Consider the following 13680-nt stretch of genomic DNA (forward strand, 5'->3'; position numbering starts at 1 on the left):
GCGCCGTCCAGACCCCTCGCGGTCTGGCGGGTCGGCTCGCTTTGAACGGTCTCTCGCGCGCACTCGCGGGACCGGAAATGGGGATATCGCTCAATGAAGCGTTCCATTCTTCTCTCGACGGCCGCGCTCGCGGCCGCCTTCGCCGCGCCCGCCTTCGCAGCCGATGACACGACCCAGCTGGACGAAGTCGTCGTCACCGCCACCCGCATTCCCGCCATTGTCGCCGACACGCCCGGCGCCCGCGTCATCGACGGCGCGACCATCGAAAAGCGCGGCGCGATCTTCGCCGCCGACATCCTGGCCGACGTGCCGGGTCTGTCGGTGACGCGCAACGGCGCGTTCGGCGGCGTGGCCCAGGTCCGTATGCGCGGCGCGACGCCGGGCAAGACCTTGGTGCTGGTCGACGGCGCGCCGGTCAACGATGCGGCCGAGCCCAACGGCGCCTATGACTTCTCGGGTTTCGAGCTGGGGGATATCGAGCGCATCGAAGTGCTCAGCGGCCCGCAGTCGTCGCTGTGGGGCTCCGACGCCATCGGTGGCGTGATTTCCTTCACAACCAAGGAGATCGACGGCCTGCGCGCCGAAGCCGAAGCCGGCAGCTTCGACACTGTGCGCGGTCGCCTGTCAGCCGGCGTGGCCAACGAGACCTACGCCTTCAGCGGCTATGTTTCGCACTTCGATACTGACGGCATCTCTGCCGCTGATGAGGCGAACGGCAATCCCGAAGCCGACGGTTTCACCAGCACCATAGCCGGCTTGAAAGGCCGTTACGCCGTCTCCGACACCGTCAAGTTCGATGGTTCGGCCCGCTGGTCCAAGAGCAAGGCCGATACAGATAACGGTTTCCCTGTCTCGGATAATGACGACACCTCGGAATCGGAACAATGGTCCGGGCTGGCCCGCGCCAGCGTCAGCGCCTTCGGACTGGACCATCAGTTCAGTGTCTCGGCTTCAGACATCGAACGCAAAGCCTTCCAGAGCTTCGGAGACTCTGTTTTCGATGCCAATCGTCAGGCCTATCGCTGGCAGGCGAATGGCGAGACTGGCGCCGCCACCTATGCCTTCGGCGCCGAACGCGAACAAAGCGAAGGCAGTATCTCGACTGGTGACAAGGTCAGCTTGGGCACAACCTCCCTGTTCGGCACGGCCCGCTACGAAGTGAGCGAGCAGCTCAGTGTCACGGGCGGTCTGCGTTGGGACGACACCGACGATTTTGGTTCGGAGACGACAGGACGGATTTCTGCGGCCTATGAACTGGGTGGCGGTTTCATCCTGTCGGGCGCCTATGGCACGGGCTTCAAAGCTCCGTCAGTCAGCCAAGCGGTCTGCGACTTCTGCTTTTCGTCTGTTCCCTATCCGACCCTGAAGCCGGAGACGGCTGATAGCGTCGAGGTCGCCTTAGGCTGGGCCTCAGCAGACGGCCGGTTCGACGGCCGCGCGACCTTGTACCGGCTAAACATCGACGATCAGATAATCTACTTCTCCGACGAAGTGACGTTCGACAGCTATTATGCCAACGTAGACAAGACCCGCACCGACGGGTTCGAGCTGGAAGGCCGCGCGCTGTTGGGCGGCGGGTTCGACCTGACGCTGGCCTATGCCTGGACCGACGCCGAGGACCGCTCGACGGGCGCTCGCTTGTTGCGCGTGCCCGAACACGCCGGTTCGGCGACCCTGGGCTGGACGGGCGACCGCGTCTCGGGCGCGTTGACGGTGCGGGCGGAAGGTGACCAGGCCGATGCCGGCGGGGTTCGCGAGGGTTTCGTCACGGCCAATCTGAACGCGGCCTATGAACTGACCGACCAGGTCACATTGACGGCGCGGATCGAGAACCTGAGCGACGAACACTATCAGCAGGTGTTCGGTTACGGAGAGCCAGGACGGTCCGGCTATGTCGGGATCAGGCTGCGCTACTGATCCGGGCGCGGGCGCCGGCGGTGAAGGCCGCCGGCGCCTCTAGCGCCAGGGCCGCCCAGTCCAGGTTCGGACAGGGGGCGTGGGCGGCGGCTAAAATGGCGCGCAGTTCGGCGGCTGAGGCGACGCTGGCCACGACCTTGTCCACCCCTTTCAGCGCCAGGGCGTAACCCAGGGCCGCCTGCATCGGGTCGCAACGCTGCTCGGCCAGGCGCCTGCGTGTGCGCGACAGGGCCTGGGCGTGGCTGGCCAGTTCGGCCGGCAGATCGTCGCCGCCCGCGAACAATAGTCCGCCGGCGAAGACCGAAGACAGATGAACCGAGGCGCCGGTGTCGGCGATGGCTTCCAGCACGCCGTCCTGGGCCGCGCGCTGATCCAGCAGGCTGCACGGCACCTGGACCACATCGGCTTCCAGACGGCGGGCCAGCAGAGCGGGGCCGTCTTCCAATGTGGCGCAGAAACCAATGCGACGATAAAGGCCGCGATCCTTGAGGCTGCGGGCGCGATCCCACAGGGCGCGACCCTCGGCGCCGGCCAAGTCAGCGGCGTTGGAAATCAGCAGCACGTCTCCACGCGGCAGGCCCATCCGTTCCAGTGAACGGCGGGCGCGGGCCTCGACCCGGTCCACACCTTCGCTGATCGGCACGGTCCGCACCGTCACCTGGAAGGGGGAGGGGAAGGGCCAGGCCTGACCCAGCAGGCGCTCGCCGTCGCCCTCGGGTCGGGTAGCGATCAGTTTGACCCCGGCGTCCGCCCCCGTTTGCAGCAGGAACCGCATGGCCTCTTCGCGGGCGCCCGACGGCGCGCTCATGAAGGCGCCGGGCGCGCGCTCGGGCTCTGTCACCACGGCGAGGGCCAGGCGATGGATGGGCGACGACGCCGAAGGTGTGGCGGGAGAATACGACACCCACGCACTTTGACGCCCAATGCTTAAGGGACGCTGAGCGAGACCTTAAGCGAACCCTACTTATCCACCGCTGATATGCGCAATCCGGCGAAAATCAGACATCCGCGTCAGGCTGTCGGTCCGGGTGGGCCGAGGCGAAGGCGGGGTGCGCTTCGGCGGTCGCCTCGATGGCCAGAAGGCGGGGCCAAGGGGACAGGTCCATATTGAACCGGCGCGCCGAATAAAGCTGTGGAATCAAATAGCAATCCGCTAGCGTCGGCGCGTCGTCAAAGCACCAGGCGCCACCGTGGCGCGCAGTCAGCGCCTCCAATGCATCGAACCCCGGCGCGATCCACTGGGCGGCCCAGGCGTCCACGGTCGCCTGATCGGCCTCGAAGCTCGACCGCAAGGCCTTCAGCACGCGCAGGTTGTTAAGCGGATGAATGTCGCAGCCGATCAGGGCGGCCATGGCGCGCACCGCCGCGCGGTCGTTCGCCGCCCTCGGCAACAGCGCTGGCTGGGGGTGGGTCTCCTCCAGCCATTCGAGGATGGCCGGGCTCTGGGTGACGATCAGATCGCCGTCCTGAAGGGCTGGGACCATGCCCTGTGGGTTCAGCGCCAGATAGTCGGCCGTCTTCTGCTCGCCCTTGCGCAGGTCGTGGGCGGCGAGGTCGTAGCCCAGCCCTTTCAGGTTCAGGGCGATGCGGACGCGGTAGCTGGCGCCCGAACGCCAATAGCCGTGCAGGATCATGGCTGGATCTCGAAGCTGAGGGTTTCCAGGCCCTCGACGGTGACGACCACGCGGTCGCCCGGACTGACGGGGCCGACGCCGGATGGGGTGCCGGTGAAGATCAGGTCGCCGGGCTGAAGCGACCACAGGGCCTGCGCCGCCTCGACGATGCGGTCGGGGTTCAGGATCATGTCGTCCAGCGTGCCCGCCTGCTTGACCTCGCCGTTGACGCTCAGGCCGATGGCGCCGGCGGGATGAGGCAGGGCGCCCAGGGTGATGGGGCCGCACGGCGCCGACTGGTCGAAGCCCTTGGCGGCGTCCCACGGACGCCCCGCTTGCTTGGCCTCGGCCTGCAGATCGCGTCGCGTCAGGTCGCAGCCGACGGCCCAGCCGATGATGGCGACGCCGCCGTCAGCATCCGGCCCGATGGCCGCGACCAGTTCGGCCTCATAATGCAGGTTGGCGGTCGCCGACGGATAGGCCGGGTTCGCCCTGTCCGACACCACGGCGTCGCCGGGCTTGGCGAAGAAGAAGGGCGTCTGCTTGTCGGGGTCCGACCCCATCTCGCGCGCATGGGCGGCGTAGTTCTGGCCCACGCACAGGATGCGGCGAACGGGAAAACGCTGATCCGTTCCGACGATCGGCAGCGAAGGGGCGGGGCGGGGCGGGAACAGCCATTGGGTCATGCGACCGTTCTAGTGCGGCGAAAAGCCCGTGGCGAGGGCAGAGACGGGCGCCCATCTGTTGGAACCTCGTTCGCAGTGTGGCGTTGCCAGACGGGGTTCTCTATTCTACCGCCAAGCTTTCAACGGAGCGCGCATCATGGCCACCACCAAGGCCCGAGAAGACATCAAGGCCGACCTGAAGACCCTCAAGGAGGATCTGAAGACCGGCGCCCGCGAAGAAACCCAGCGCCTGCGCGAAAAGGCCGCCGAGGCCGAAGCCAAGCTGCGCGCCAAGAGCGACGAAGTGCGCGATCAGGCTCGCGGCTACTACGACGAAGCCCGCGTGAAGGGCCGCGAATATTACGACGACGCCGCCGAGCGCTTCGACGAAGCCCAACGCTATGTCGTCGAGCGCGTGCAGGAGCGTCCGCTGCAATCGACCGCCGTTGCGCTCGGCGTCGGCGTCATCCTGGGCATGCTGCTGGCCGGCCGCCGCCGCTGATGTTCAAGGGAATCGTCAAAAAGCTGGTGGCGACGGCTGTCGTCGCCGCCAGCGTGTTTCTGGCCGTCGTCTTCCTGGGCCTGACCCTCTTCTATGCGCTCAGCCTCAAGCTGACGCCTCTGGGCGCGGCGGCCGTGACCTTCGGCCTGTTCGCTCTGGTGGCCCTGATCGTGGCCGTCGTCTTCCTGAAAGGCGACAAGCATGACGAGGACGATGAAGAGGACGAATCGGAAGGCCTGCTGGGCAAGGTGATCCATATCGTGCGCGAGCGGCCCATCGTGGGCGCCGTCGGCGGTCTGGGCGCCGCCTTCCTCTTGCTGCGCAATCCGGCCCTGGCGGCCATCATCGCCAGCATGGTCGCCGACCGCAAGATGGACCAGGGCGGATACGCCAAAAGACGTCGTCGCTGATCGAATCTGACCGAACGACGGAACGGCCAAGCCGCGACGACGTTGATGTATCGGACCGACGAACGGCTCTAGGGTCGCCGACGGCAACATCAACTCAGGAGAGCTAAACCCATGATGCGTTGGGCAATTATCTTCCTGGTCGTGGCCTTGGTCGCGGCCGTTCTCGGCTTCGGCGGCATCGCGAACTTCTCGTTCGAGATCGCCAAATTCGTCGCTGTCGTCGCCATCATCCTGTTCGTCATCGCCTTGGTGGCCGGCGGACTTCGCGGACGCGGCGGCACGCCCCGACTATAACGGGCGAAACAATCAGATTGAGGGGCGGGACTTCGGTTCCGCCCCTTTTTTATGCCTGAAAGCAAGGTTGAAAAAGAACTTTACAACACAAAGTATATGGACGATGTTTCTTCATCGGATTTGAGGAGGAGAGACCCATGACCCGCGAGACCCAGGCCATTCAGGACGACATCGCCTATATGCGCAGCCTCGCGCACGAGGGCCGCCACGCACCGTTGCTGGCGGGACCGATCCTGGTCACCGCCGCCATCGTGTTCGGTGGGGCCAGCGTAGGCCAGTGGGCCCTTCAGTCCGGCACCTTTAACGTCAGTCCGTGGGCGCAGCTCTGGCTCTGGATCGCCTCCGCAATCATCTTCACCGTGGCGCTGATCGCCTTGATCGGTCGCATGAAGGGTAAGCCGGGCATCAACTCGGCTGGCAACAAGGCGGTCGGGGCGGCCTGGTCGGCCGTGGGATACGGCATCTTCGTCACCTGGCTGGCCTTGGTCGCCCTGTCGGTCAGGACGGAGAACTGGTCGTTCATGGCGGTGATGCCGACGGCGGTTCTGGTCGCCTATGGCTCGGCCTGGATGGTCGGAGCAGCGATGACACGGACGCGCTGGATGTCGTTCACGGCCTTGGCGGCCTATGCTGGCGCGGTCGCGGTGGCCTGGTTCATCGGCAGCGCGCTCATCTATCTGGTATTCGCCGTCGTCCTGATGGCCATCGCCCTGGTTCCGGGGATCATCCTGATGCGTCAGGAACCGTCGGAGATCGACTAAGCATGGCCGATGATTTCGACATTAGCCGGATCGACGACGTCATCCATGGGCGCATCCGGTTGGGGATCATGGCCTATCTGTCGGGAGCGGGAACGGCGGATTTCACCAGTCTGAAGGCCCGGTTGCAGACCACGGACGGCAATCTGTCGGTCCATCTGCGCAAGCTGGAAGAGGCCGGATTCGTCGCTGTGACCAAGAGTTTCAAGGGCCGAAAGCCCCTGACCGAGGCCAGCCTGACCGACCAGGGACGCGACGCCTTCGTCGCCTATCTGGATGCGATGGCGGGCCTGCTGCCAGATCGGTGAATACAGGCTAGAAGCGCGGGCATGACCACCCGTCTTCACGCCTTCGAGGCCATCGACAACTTCCGCGACTATGGCGACTACGCCACCACGGCCGGGCGGCGCGTGCAGCCTGGCCGTCTGCTGCGATCCGCCCACCACGCGCGGGCCAGCGATGCGGATCTGGAGCGGTTGCGGCGGCTGGACATCGGGGCCGTGGTCGATCTGCGCCGACCCGGCGAGCGTCGCGATCAGCCGTCGCGTCGGCCGGATGGCTTCAGCGGCCTGGTGATCGATGGCGGCGTGGACGACGGGGCCGAGGCACCGCACATCGCCTTTCTGAAGACTGCGGACCTGACGCCGGATTCGGGGCGGCGGTTCATGGAACGCACCTATCGGACCCTGCCGTTCGATGCGTCGCACCAGGATGTGTTCGCTCGCTATTTCCAGGCTCTGGCCGATCAGGACCGGCCGGTGGTGATCCACTGCGCGGCGGGCAAGGATCGGACGGGTTTCCTCGCCGCCCTGACCCATCACCTGTTGGGCGTGTCCCGCGACGACATGATCGAGGACTATCTGCTGACCAATACGGCCGTCGATCTGGCCGGGCGAGCGCCGGGCATCGCCCGGAAGCTGCACGCGATGACCGGTCGCCTGGCGTCGGACGACGCCATCGTGGCCTTCCTGGGCGTCGAGGCCGCCTATCTGGAGGCGGCGTTCGCCGAGGTGGAGGCGCGGCACGGGTCGGTGGACGCCTATCTGCGCGAGGCCTTGGGTGTCGATACGGCCCGGCGTGACCGGATCGTGGAGCGACTGTCGGCGTGAGCGAGGTTCTGAGCCACGTCGTCACGCGCGATGCGCCGTGGACGGAACCAGTCGAAGTCGCGGCGGGGCTGGGCGGCGGTGACGGCGTGCTGGCCCTGCTGTCCGACGGCGGACCGGGCGGGCGCTGGTCGCACGTCGCCACAGGGCCGGACCTCGTTCAGGTCGGCCCGGTCGATGACGCCGCGCCGTTCCAGGCGCTGAGAGAACCGGCGTTCAGTGCGGGCTTGGTGGGTCTGGCCGCCTATGACGCGGGCGCGCGGCCGGCCACCGGGCGGCGAGAGACGACATGGCCCGACCTGATGCTGGCCCGCTATCCGGCCATGCTGACCTTCGATCATCACCAGCGCACGGTGACCGCCGTGGGGCGAGGGGCAACTGAGGGCCAGGCCGACGAGGCGGCGCATGTCGCCCTCGGCTGGTTGGCGAACGCCGCCGTTGTCGCACCGCCATCGGCCCCGGCCGAGACCTTCGACGCCGAAGCGCAGGCGGGCGCCTATCGCGCCGCCGTGTCGGATGTGGTGGAGCGGATCGCGGCGGGCGAGCTGTTCCAGGCCAATATCGCGCGGGCCTGGACCGGCGTGCTGAGGGCGGGCGCCGATCCTTTCGACGTCTTCCTGCGCCTGCAACAGGATCGGGCCTCGCCGTTCGGGGCCTATTGGCGGATCGGGGATCGGGCGTTGGTGTCCAACTCGCCAGAGCTATTCCTCGCCTTCGACGCCGCCAGCCGCCGTATCGAGGCCCGGCCGATCAAGGGCACCCGCCCCCGCGCCGTCGATCCGGTTCAGGACGCCGTCCTGGCGGACGAGCTGCAGGCCAGCGCCAAGGACCGGGCCGAGAACCTGATGATCGTCGACCTGATGCGCAACGACCTGGCGCGGGTGTCACAGCCGGGGTCTGTCCGCGTCGAAACCTTGTTCGAGATCGAGAACCATCCGACCGTGCATCACCTGGTCTCGACCGTGACCGCACGGGCTGCGGCCGGCATCGGCCCCGCCGACCTGCTGGAGGCGACCTTCCCGCCTGGCTCGATAACCGGCGCGCCAAAGCATCAGGCCATGAAGGTGATCGCGGCGCATGAGCCGCCGCGCGGTCCCTGGTGCGGCTCGCTGTTCCTGATCGGGGAGGGCGGCGCCCTGACGGCCTCGGTCCTGATCCGCACGGCCGGTTTCGAAAGATCGGGTGAAGTCTGGCGCTTCCGAACCCTGGCCGGCGCCGGCATCGTCGCCGACAGCGACCCGGCGGCGGAAGAGGCCGAGACCGACGCCAAGATTTCAGCGCTGCGTGAGGCCTTGGTCGGCGCGTGATGTCAGCAGTTGGAACAGGCGACCACTTCTATGGTTCTGGGTCGCAGATAGGCCATTCGTACGAACTTCGTACCGTAGGGAACGACCCGGTCGAATGGCGACACGTAGTCATAGACCGCTTCGGCGACGATGACGGACTCGCCGGCGGCCAGTAAGTCGGATGGAATCTTGGCGTCGGCGACCGGCAGCTTGGCTTTCATGGCGTTGCTGCCGCGGCCAACGCTCCAATCAACCCTGTAGGTGGTGGCGTTCACGCGCGTGACACTGCTTACGCGCTGCTGGAGCGTCGTCGTCGAAAAGGGCGTCATGATCAGGTCGCCAATGTCGAGAACCTCATTGACCTGCTGCTTGGTCACGGCGTCGGTTCGAGACACGAGATCAGCCACCATCGAGGCGACGTGACCGGTGCGCTTCAGCGCCATATAGCCCTGACAGAACTCTACCATGCTGAAATAAAACAGGATTAGGATTGGCGCGAGAAAGGCGAACTCGACTGCGGCGACGCCGCGCGTGTCGTGCGCCAGAACCCTGAGACGCGACATCAGGCCAGGCTTTTTCATCAGAATGGCTCGTTGCGGAAGGCGGTGGCGGCGCTTAGCAGCACCTTGCCGGTTCCTATCCGCGAGACAGACTGGGTCAGGAACGGCGTGACCAGCGGATGGGCATACCAGACGCGAACGAGCACCAGGTCGCCGCCTACGCCGCTGTCATAGACGGTCTTGTTGTTATCCAGAGCGTTGTTTGTGATCGGATCCTCAAGATCCCGCACGGCGAATTGCGCAATGACTCGCACGTCGATCGTTGCGCGATTGGTGCAATCGCTTTCGAATAGCATCATCCGACTGCAAAGCTCGGTCTTGAAGCGGGCCTTGTCGAAGCTCTGCGTCTGGGCCTGACCGGTGCGGACCAAACGCCCCGCATCAATCGTCGCCGTTTCGAGCACCGAATCCAACACGAAGACGATGCCCAGTTCCAGGATCGAGAAGATCATCAGGAAGAAGGGGATCGCGACCATGGCGAACTCGACGGCCGCGACGCCTTCGCGACCCTGGCGGCGCCGTAGCCGAAGCGGCCGCGACCTTGATGATCCCCAAACGGCCATGAGGAGGATCAGGGAGCGGTCGGAGCGGTGGAAGACGAAGCTCGAATGCTGGGGGTGCAGGATGCGCCACAGGCCATTTCGGTGGCCTGGGCGCCACGCCAGACGCGAACCGTGCCGGTTGAACCGCCCGTCACCACGATCTCGCGCTGAAACAGGGTGCGACCGACGCCGTCGACCGCGACGACTTCGGTGACGCCATAGCCCTTGCCGACGATGAACAGGGTGTTGGCGTCGACCATCGAGACGTCGGCGATCTGGGGGTTGCCGACGATCACGGAGGCGGCCGCGCCGCGAAGCTGAACGCGGGCCGAGCGGTCGATTTCTACATTAAGCGCGCCGTCTTGAGCGCTGGCGGAGATCGGCGCTGAGACGAGGGCTGCGGCCAAGAGGATGGCGGGAATGCGAGACATCGGCGGCTCTGAATAACGGCGCGTGCAGACGCGGACGCACGCATGATGCGCCTTTGATCCTCAACAAAGCCTGAAGCGCCAAGATGAGAATTTTCTTTGGTAAATCCGCGCGTAACCAAACCTCGTGACTCAGATTTAACGGGGGTCTGGCATTTTGATCCTGCGTTTGGGGGTCAAGCGGGCTACCGGCTCCCCCCGCCAAGTTGCTCGCTAGACCATTTTGAAAAAAAGGAACTACCCATGACCAAGTTCATCTCGCGCTTCGCCAAAGACGAATCCGGCGCCACCGCCATCGAATACGGCCTGATCGCTGCTCTGATCGCCGTCGCCCTGATCACCGTGCTGGGCACCATGAGCGGCAGCCTGAAAGACACCTTCACGAAGGTCAGCACCGAACTCGACACCGCCAACAAGCCTGCTGCGTAACTCCGTAGAAGTTTGTTGAGGGAAAGGGCCGGGGCGAAAGCCTCGGCCTTTTTCTCATGTTGGAAACTCAACTTTAAGTCCTGATGCCGAAGATGGTCCTCATGGACATCCTTCTGCTCATCGCGCTTGGCGTCTTTCCGGCTCTTGTCATCGTCGGCGGTCTGCACGACCTGATCACGATGAAGATTCCGAACTGGATCTCGTTGGCCTTGGTCGCTGCCTTCTTTCCCGTCGCGTTCCTGATTGGCGCGGCCCCGATGGACGTCGCCCTTAACGCCGGGGTCGGCGTGGTCGCGCTTCTGGTCGGGATGGGCATGTTCGCCGCTGGGTGGGTGGGAGGAGGAGACGCGAAACTTCTGGCCGCCAGCTGTCTATGGATGGGCGTCAGCGGCGTCGCACCCTTTCTGATATGGACAGGTCTCTCTGGCGGCGCCTTCTGTCTGCTTCTGATGACAGCCCGCCAGTATTTCCCAATGGTCGCGCCCTCGGTATCGCCAGGGTGGGTCGCCCATCTGATGCAGCCCAAGGGCGACATTCCTTATGGTGTCGCCATCGCGGCCGGGGCCTTGCTGGCCTTGCCGGAGAGCGGCTTGGTCGCTGCTTTCACGTCGGGCCGTTGAACCTTTGCTGACCGGCGTTCGCGCCGCTTAGGAAGCGTTAACCCGCAAGGCCCATGATCGTTAACGGTAGGCGTCGGGGGATGAATCCGAAACATTGCGCCTGCTGGAGACATCCTGGATGAAGCCCGCCCGCATCGTCGTCATCTGCATCGCCGCCGTCTCGGCCATCGGCCTGGCCTTGGTGGTCCGCGCCATGGGGTCGTCGTCGAACCAACCCGCAGCGCCCGCCGCCGCCGCCCAGGTCGAAGTCCGTCCAATGGCCAAGGTGCTGGTCGCCGCCAAGGACCTGGAGCCGGGCAAACGTCTGGTCGAGGGCGATCTGGCCTGGAAGGACTGGCCGGTGGACGAGGTCAATCCCGTGTTCATCACCGACGGCTCTACGCCCGTTCCCGCCAAGCCGGTCGCGGAAACCACGACGGAGAAGGCCTCCAACGCGGTCGAAAGTGTCGCCAAGGCGGCGAACGAACTGTCGGGGACCGGGGCCAAGGCCGACTATATCGGCTCGGTGGTGCGTGAACCCATTCTGGCCGGAGAGCCGATCGTGGCGCGCAAGATCGTGCGCGCCGGCGACAGCGGCTATCTGGCCGCCTATCTGGAACCCGGCATGCGGGCCATGGCCATCGCCGTCACCGTGGAATCCGCCGCCGGCGGCTTCATCTTGCCGGGCGACCGTGTCGATGTCGTGCTGACCGCCGAAACCAATCGCAATGGCGCCGTCGAAGGCGCGACCAGTTCCAAGTTCGCGTCGGGCGTCGTCCTTCAGAACATAAAAGTCCTGGCCATCGACCAGTCGACTCGCGCGGGCGACGACGAACAGGCCGTGGTGGGCGCCACCGCGACCCTGGAGGTCCGCCCGCAGGATTCTGTGTTGCTGGCTCAGGCCAAGTCCGAAGGCGAGCTGTCACTGTCTCTGCGGTCCTATGCCGACACCGCCGGTCCGTCCGGCGCCACGCGTCGCCCCTCCGCCGCCGCAGCTCAACCGAGGGCCGTACGCATCTATCGCGGTGGCGCGCCCGAAGTGGTGGCCGTGCCATGAAAGCTGTTCTGATGCGTCAATATGCGATGAGAAAGACCGCCTTCGCCGCCGCCTGCGCCCTGCTGGCCAGCTTGGTCGCCGTACCAGCCGGCGTGGCCCAGACGCGCGCCGCCGTGTCGATGGGCGCCGCGCCGCAACTGATCAACCTGCCGCGCGGCACCTCTTTCGCGGTCGATCTGCCGGCCGATGCGCGCGATGTGATCGTGTCCAATCCGCAGGTGGCCGAGGCGATGCTGCATTCGCCGCGCCGCATCACCGTCATCGGCATCGCACCGGGCGAGACCGATGCGGTCTTCCTGGATGCCGCCGGTCGTACGATCCTAAGTCTGCGCGTCCGCGTCGATGCCGGCACCAGCGCCCTGCAGGACACGCTGAGCCGTGTTGCGCCCGGCGGACAGATCCATGCGGAAGCCGTCAACGACAGCGTTATCCTGACGGGCTTCGCCGACACGCCGGCCCAGGCCGCCCAGGCCACTCGCGTGGCCGCCGCCTTCGTCTCGGCGCCGGAGAAGGTGATCAACATGATCAGCGTCGTCGGTTCGGACCAAGTGACGCTGAAGGTGCGTGTGGTTGAGATACAGCGCAGCACGCTGAAACAGCTCGGCTTTGGTTCCGACATTCTGAACGGCGCGGGCATTCATTCGTACGGATTCAGCCGGCCCAACACTTACGGCGTCAACGGCGCGCCATTGGGTGGAAGCAGCCTGTGCTACAATCAGGCGGGTGGCCAGACGACGAACGGCTCGACGTCCAACTCGAGCACCGGAACGACTGTCGACGGCGGGCTGACCAACACGATTTCCAACATTGCATCGACCGCCTTCCGCACGATGACCGGTACGAATGCGAGCGGTTGCCTTGAAGCCTTCGAGCGCGTGGGCCTGGCCCGGACCCTGGCCGAGCCGAACCTGACATCGGTGAACGGCGAAGCCGCAAACTTCCTGGCGGGCGGCGAGTTTCCGTTGCCTTCGGGACGCGACCGCGACGGCAATATCACCGTGACCTACAAGCCCTATGGGGTGGGCTTGGCGTTCCGCCCCGTCGTTCTGTCGGGCGGCCGCATATCCTTGCAGGTCAAAGTCGAGGTGTCGGAACTGACGTCCCAGGGCGGCTTCACGATCGGTGCGGGCACGCCTTCGTCCATCACCTTGCCGGGCCTGAGCGTTCGCCGTAGCGAGAATACGGTCGAACTTCCCTCGGGCGGGTCGATGATGATTGCCGGCCTGCTTCAGGAAAGCACGCGACAGACAGTGGACTCCCTACCGGGCGTAACCAACCTTCCCGTGCTGGGATCTTTGTTCCGGTCGCGCGACTATCTGATGGGCGAGACCGAACTGGTGGTCATCGTCGAGCCTTACATCGTCAGCCCCACGTCGCCTGATCGGATGCAGACGCCGGCCGACGGCCTGCGGATCGCCAGCGACAGCCAGACCATCCTCTTTGGCCAGTTGAACCAGGTCTATGGGCTGCCGAACGCGCCCCCGGCCGGTTCGGTCGGCTATGTGATCGAGTGA

The 13680-nt window shown here is 65.6% G+C and carries 18 protein-coding genes; 12 read left to right on the forward strand and 6 right to left on the reverse strand.

The genetic code is table 11. The features are described from left to right. Window positions 1-93: 93 nt before the first annotated feature. Window positions 94-1917 carry a TonB-dependent siderophore receptor gene (locus tag CHRYSEO8AT_RS07635; protein ID WP_159848608.1) on the forward strand — a complete coding sequence of 608 codons (1824 nt, stop codon included), beginning with the start codon at window positions 94-96 and terminating at the stop codon, window positions 1915-1917. Here CHRYSEO8AT_RS07635 and CHRYSEO8AT_RS07640 read toward each other — a convergent pair. From CHRYSEO8AT_RS07640 to CHRYSEO8AT_RS07650, 3 genes are all read right to left on the reverse strand, one after another. Next, the gene (locus CHRYSEO8AT_RS07640; protein ID WP_159848610.1) at window positions 1901-2821 is read right to left on the reverse strand and encodes an aldo/keto reductase; all 921 of its coding nucleotides are present in this window, start codon (window positions 2819-2821) and stop codon (window positions 1901-1903) included. The genes CHRYSEO8AT_RS07635 and CHRYSEO8AT_RS07640 overlap by 17 nt on opposite strands. A 94-nt stretch (window positions 2822-2915) precedes the next feature. After that, entirely contained in the window at window positions 2916-3551 is a 636-nt protein-coding gene (maiA, locus tag CHRYSEO8AT_RS07645; RefSeq protein WP_159848613.1) for a maleylacetoacetate isomerase, read from the reverse strand. Further along, window positions 3548-4216, reverse strand: coding sequence for a fumarylacetoacetate hydrolase family protein (locus CHRYSEO8AT_RS07650; protein WP_159848616.1), 669 nt, complete (start codon window positions 4214-4216; stop codon window positions 3548-3550). Before CHRYSEO8AT_RS07650 ends, maiA begins: the two co-directional genes overlap by 4 nt. 136 nt (window positions 4217-4352) lie before the next feature. Between CHRYSEO8AT_RS07650 and CHRYSEO8AT_RS07655 the strand changes: the two genes are divergently transcribed. From CHRYSEO8AT_RS07655 to CHRYSEO8AT_RS07685, 7 genes are all read left to right on the forward strand, one after another. Continuing rightward, the gene (locus CHRYSEO8AT_RS07655) at window positions 4353-4697 is read left to right on the forward strand and encodes a YqjD family protein (protein ID WP_159848619.1); all 345 of its coding nucleotides are present in this window, start codon (window positions 4353-4355) and stop codon (window positions 4695-4697) included. Further along, window positions 4697-5107 (forward strand): hypothetical protein, encoded by a 411-nt coding sequence (locus CHRYSEO8AT_RS07660; RefSeq protein WP_159848622.1) that lies wholly within the window; start codon window positions 4697-4699, stop codon window positions 5105-5107. The genes CHRYSEO8AT_RS07655 and CHRYSEO8AT_RS07660 overlap by 1 nt, the downstream gene beginning before the upstream one ends. Window positions 5108-5218: 111 nt before the next feature. After that, the gene (locus CHRYSEO8AT_RS07665; protein WP_087121113.1) at window positions 5219-5401 is read left to right on the forward strand and encodes a DUF1328 domain-containing protein; all 183 of its coding nucleotides are present in this window, start codon (window positions 5219-5221) and stop codon (window positions 5399-5401) included. Between the two features lie 137 nt (window positions 5402-5538). Then, entirely contained in the window at window positions 5539-6162 is a 624-nt protein-coding gene (locus CHRYSEO8AT_RS07670; RefSeq protein WP_159848625.1) for a hypothetical protein, read from the forward strand. Window positions 6163-6164: 2 nt separating this feature from the next. After that, window positions 6165-6467 carry a transcriptional regulator gene (locus tag CHRYSEO8AT_RS07675; protein WP_159848628.1) on the forward strand — a complete coding sequence of 101 codons (303 nt, stop codon included), beginning with the start codon at window positions 6165-6167 and terminating at the stop codon, window positions 6465-6467. A 21-nt stretch (window positions 6468-6488) separates the two neighbouring features. Continuing rightward, the gene (locus CHRYSEO8AT_RS07680; protein WP_159848631.1) at window positions 6489-7268 is read left to right on the forward strand and encodes a tyrosine-protein phosphatase; all 780 of its coding nucleotides are present in this window, start codon (window positions 6489-6491) and stop codon (window positions 7266-7268) included. Further along, entirely contained in the window at window positions 7265-8572 is a 1308-nt protein-coding gene (locus CHRYSEO8AT_RS07685) for an anthranilate synthase component I family protein (RefSeq protein ID WP_159848634.1), read from the forward strand. The genes CHRYSEO8AT_RS07680 and CHRYSEO8AT_RS07685 overlap by 4 nt, the downstream gene beginning before the upstream one ends. A 2-nt stretch (window positions 8573-8574) precedes the next feature. Here the strand turns inward: CHRYSEO8AT_RS07685 and CHRYSEO8AT_RS07690 are convergent, their stop codons facing one another. Genes CHRYSEO8AT_RS07690 through CHRYSEO8AT_RS07700 form a run of 3 tightly spaced genes read right to left on the reverse strand, consistent with a single transcriptional unit; the run spans window position 8575 to window position 10084 of the window. Continuing rightward, window positions 8575-9132 carry a TadE/TadG family type IV pilus assembly protein gene (locus CHRYSEO8AT_RS07690; RefSeq protein ID WP_159848637.1) on the reverse strand — a complete coding sequence of 186 codons (558 nt, stop codon included), beginning with the start codon at window positions 9130-9132 and terminating at the stop codon, window positions 8575-8577. Then, on the reverse strand, window positions 9132-9674 hold the full coding sequence (locus CHRYSEO8AT_RS07695) for a TadE/TadG family type IV pilus assembly protein (RefSeq protein ID WP_159848640.1): 543 nt from the start codon (window positions 9672-9674) through the stop codon (window positions 9132-9134). The genes CHRYSEO8AT_RS07690 and CHRYSEO8AT_RS07695 overlap by 1 nt, the downstream gene beginning before the upstream one ends. Before the next feature lie 8 nt (window positions 9675-9682). Beyond that, the gene (locus CHRYSEO8AT_RS07700; protein ID WP_159848643.1) at window positions 9683-10084 is read right to left on the reverse strand and encodes a pilus assembly protein N-terminal domain-containing protein; all 402 of its coding nucleotides are present in this window, start codon (window positions 10082-10084) and stop codon (window positions 9683-9685) included. A gap of 240 nt (window positions 10085-10324) precedes the next feature. Here CHRYSEO8AT_RS07700 and CHRYSEO8AT_RS07705 point away from each other — a divergent pair, with 240 nt between their 5' ends. The 4 genes from CHRYSEO8AT_RS07705 (at window position 10325) to CHRYSEO8AT_RS07720 (ending at window position 13680) form a co-directional block, all read left to right on the forward strand. Then, window positions 10325-10510: a Flp family type IVb pilin gene (locus CHRYSEO8AT_RS07705; protein WP_159848646.1), complete on the forward strand. Its 186-nt coding sequence runs from the start codon at window positions 10325-10327 to the stop codon at window positions 10508-10510. A gap of 83 nt (window positions 10511-10593) precedes the next feature. After that, entirely contained in the window at window positions 10594-11130 is a 537-nt protein-coding gene (locus CHRYSEO8AT_RS07710; protein ID WP_236547462.1) for a prepilin peptidase, read from the forward strand. Window positions 11131-11248: 118 nt separating this feature from the next. Continuing rightward, on the forward strand, window positions 11249-12166 hold the full coding sequence (cpaB, locus tag CHRYSEO8AT_RS07715) for a Flp pilus assembly protein CpaB (protein ID WP_159848649.1): 918 nt from the start codon (window positions 11249-11251) through the stop codon (window positions 12164-12166). Then, a complete protein-coding gene (locus CHRYSEO8AT_RS07720) occupies window positions 12163-13680 on the forward strand; it encodes a type II and III secretion system protein family protein (RefSeq protein ID WP_236547463.1) in 1518 nt (505 codons plus the stop codon). Before cpaB ends, CHRYSEO8AT_RS07720 begins: the two co-directional genes overlap by 4 nt.

This window comes from Brevundimonas sp. G8 (genome assembly GCF_902506205.1).
GTDB lineage: Bacteria > Pseudomonadota > Alphaproteobacteria > Caulobacterales > Caulobacteraceae > Brevundimonas.

Coding starts and splice junctions, on each gene's coding strand:
- CHRYSEO8AT_RS07635 (WP_159848608.1), top strand. CDS start 94: ATGAAGCGTTCCATTCTTCTCTCGACGGCCGCGCTCGCGGCCGCCTTC.
- maiA (WP_159848613.1), bottom strand. CDS start 3,551: ATGATCCTGCACGGCTATTGGCGTTCGGGCGCCAGCTACCGCGTCCGC.
- CHRYSEO8AT_RS07650 (WP_159848616.1), bottom strand. CDS start 4,216: ATGACCCAATGGCTGTTCCCGCCCCGCCCCGCCCCTTCGCTGCCGATC.
- CHRYSEO8AT_RS07655 (WP_159848619.1), top strand. CDS start 4,353: ATGGCCACCACCAAGGCCCGAGAAGACATCAAGGCCGACCTGAAGACC.
- CHRYSEO8AT_RS07660 (WP_159848622.1), top strand. CDS start 4,697: ATGTTCAAGGGAATCGTCAAAAAGCTGGTGGCGACGGCTGTCGTCGCC.
- CHRYSEO8AT_RS07665 (WP_087121113.1), top strand. CDS start 5,219: ATGATGCGTTGGGCAATTATCTTCCTGGTCGTGGCCTTGGTCGCGGCC.
- CHRYSEO8AT_RS07670 (WP_159848625.1), top strand. CDS start 5,539: ATGACCCGCGAGACCCAGGCCATTCAGGACGACATCGCCTATATGCGC.
- CHRYSEO8AT_RS07675 (WP_159848628.1), top strand. CDS start 6,165: ATGGCCGATGATTTCGACATTAGCCGGATCGACGACGTCATCCATGGG.
- CHRYSEO8AT_RS07680 (WP_159848631.1), top strand. CDS start 6,489: ATGACCACCCGTCTTCACGCCTTCGAGGCCATCGACAACTTCCGCGAC.
- CHRYSEO8AT_RS07690 (WP_159848637.1), bottom strand. CDS start 9,132: ATGAAAAAGCCTGGCCTGATGTCGCGTCTCAGGGTTCTGGCGCACGAC.
- CHRYSEO8AT_RS07695 (WP_159848640.1), bottom strand. CDS start 9,674: ATGGCCGTTTGGGGATCATCAAGGTCGCGGCCGCTTCGGCTACGGCGC.
- CHRYSEO8AT_RS07700 (WP_159848643.1), bottom strand. CDS start 10,084: ATGTCTCGCATTCCCGCCATCCTCTTGGCCGCAGCCCTCGTCTCAGCG.
- CHRYSEO8AT_RS07705 (WP_159848646.1), top strand. CDS start 10,325: ATGACCAAGTTCATCTCGCGCTTCGCCAAAGACGAATCCGGCGCCACC.
- CHRYSEO8AT_RS07710 (WP_236547462.1), top strand. CDS start 10,594: ATGCCGAAGATGGTCCTCATGGACATCCTTCTGCTCATCGCGCTTGGC.
- cpaB (WP_159848649.1), top strand. CDS start 11,249: ATGAAGCCCGCCCGCATCGTCGTCATCTGCATCGCCGCCGTCTCGGCC.
- CHRYSEO8AT_RS07720 (WP_236547463.1), top strand. CDS start 12,163: ATGAAAGCTGTTCTGATGCGTCAATATGCGATGAGAAAGACCGCCTTC.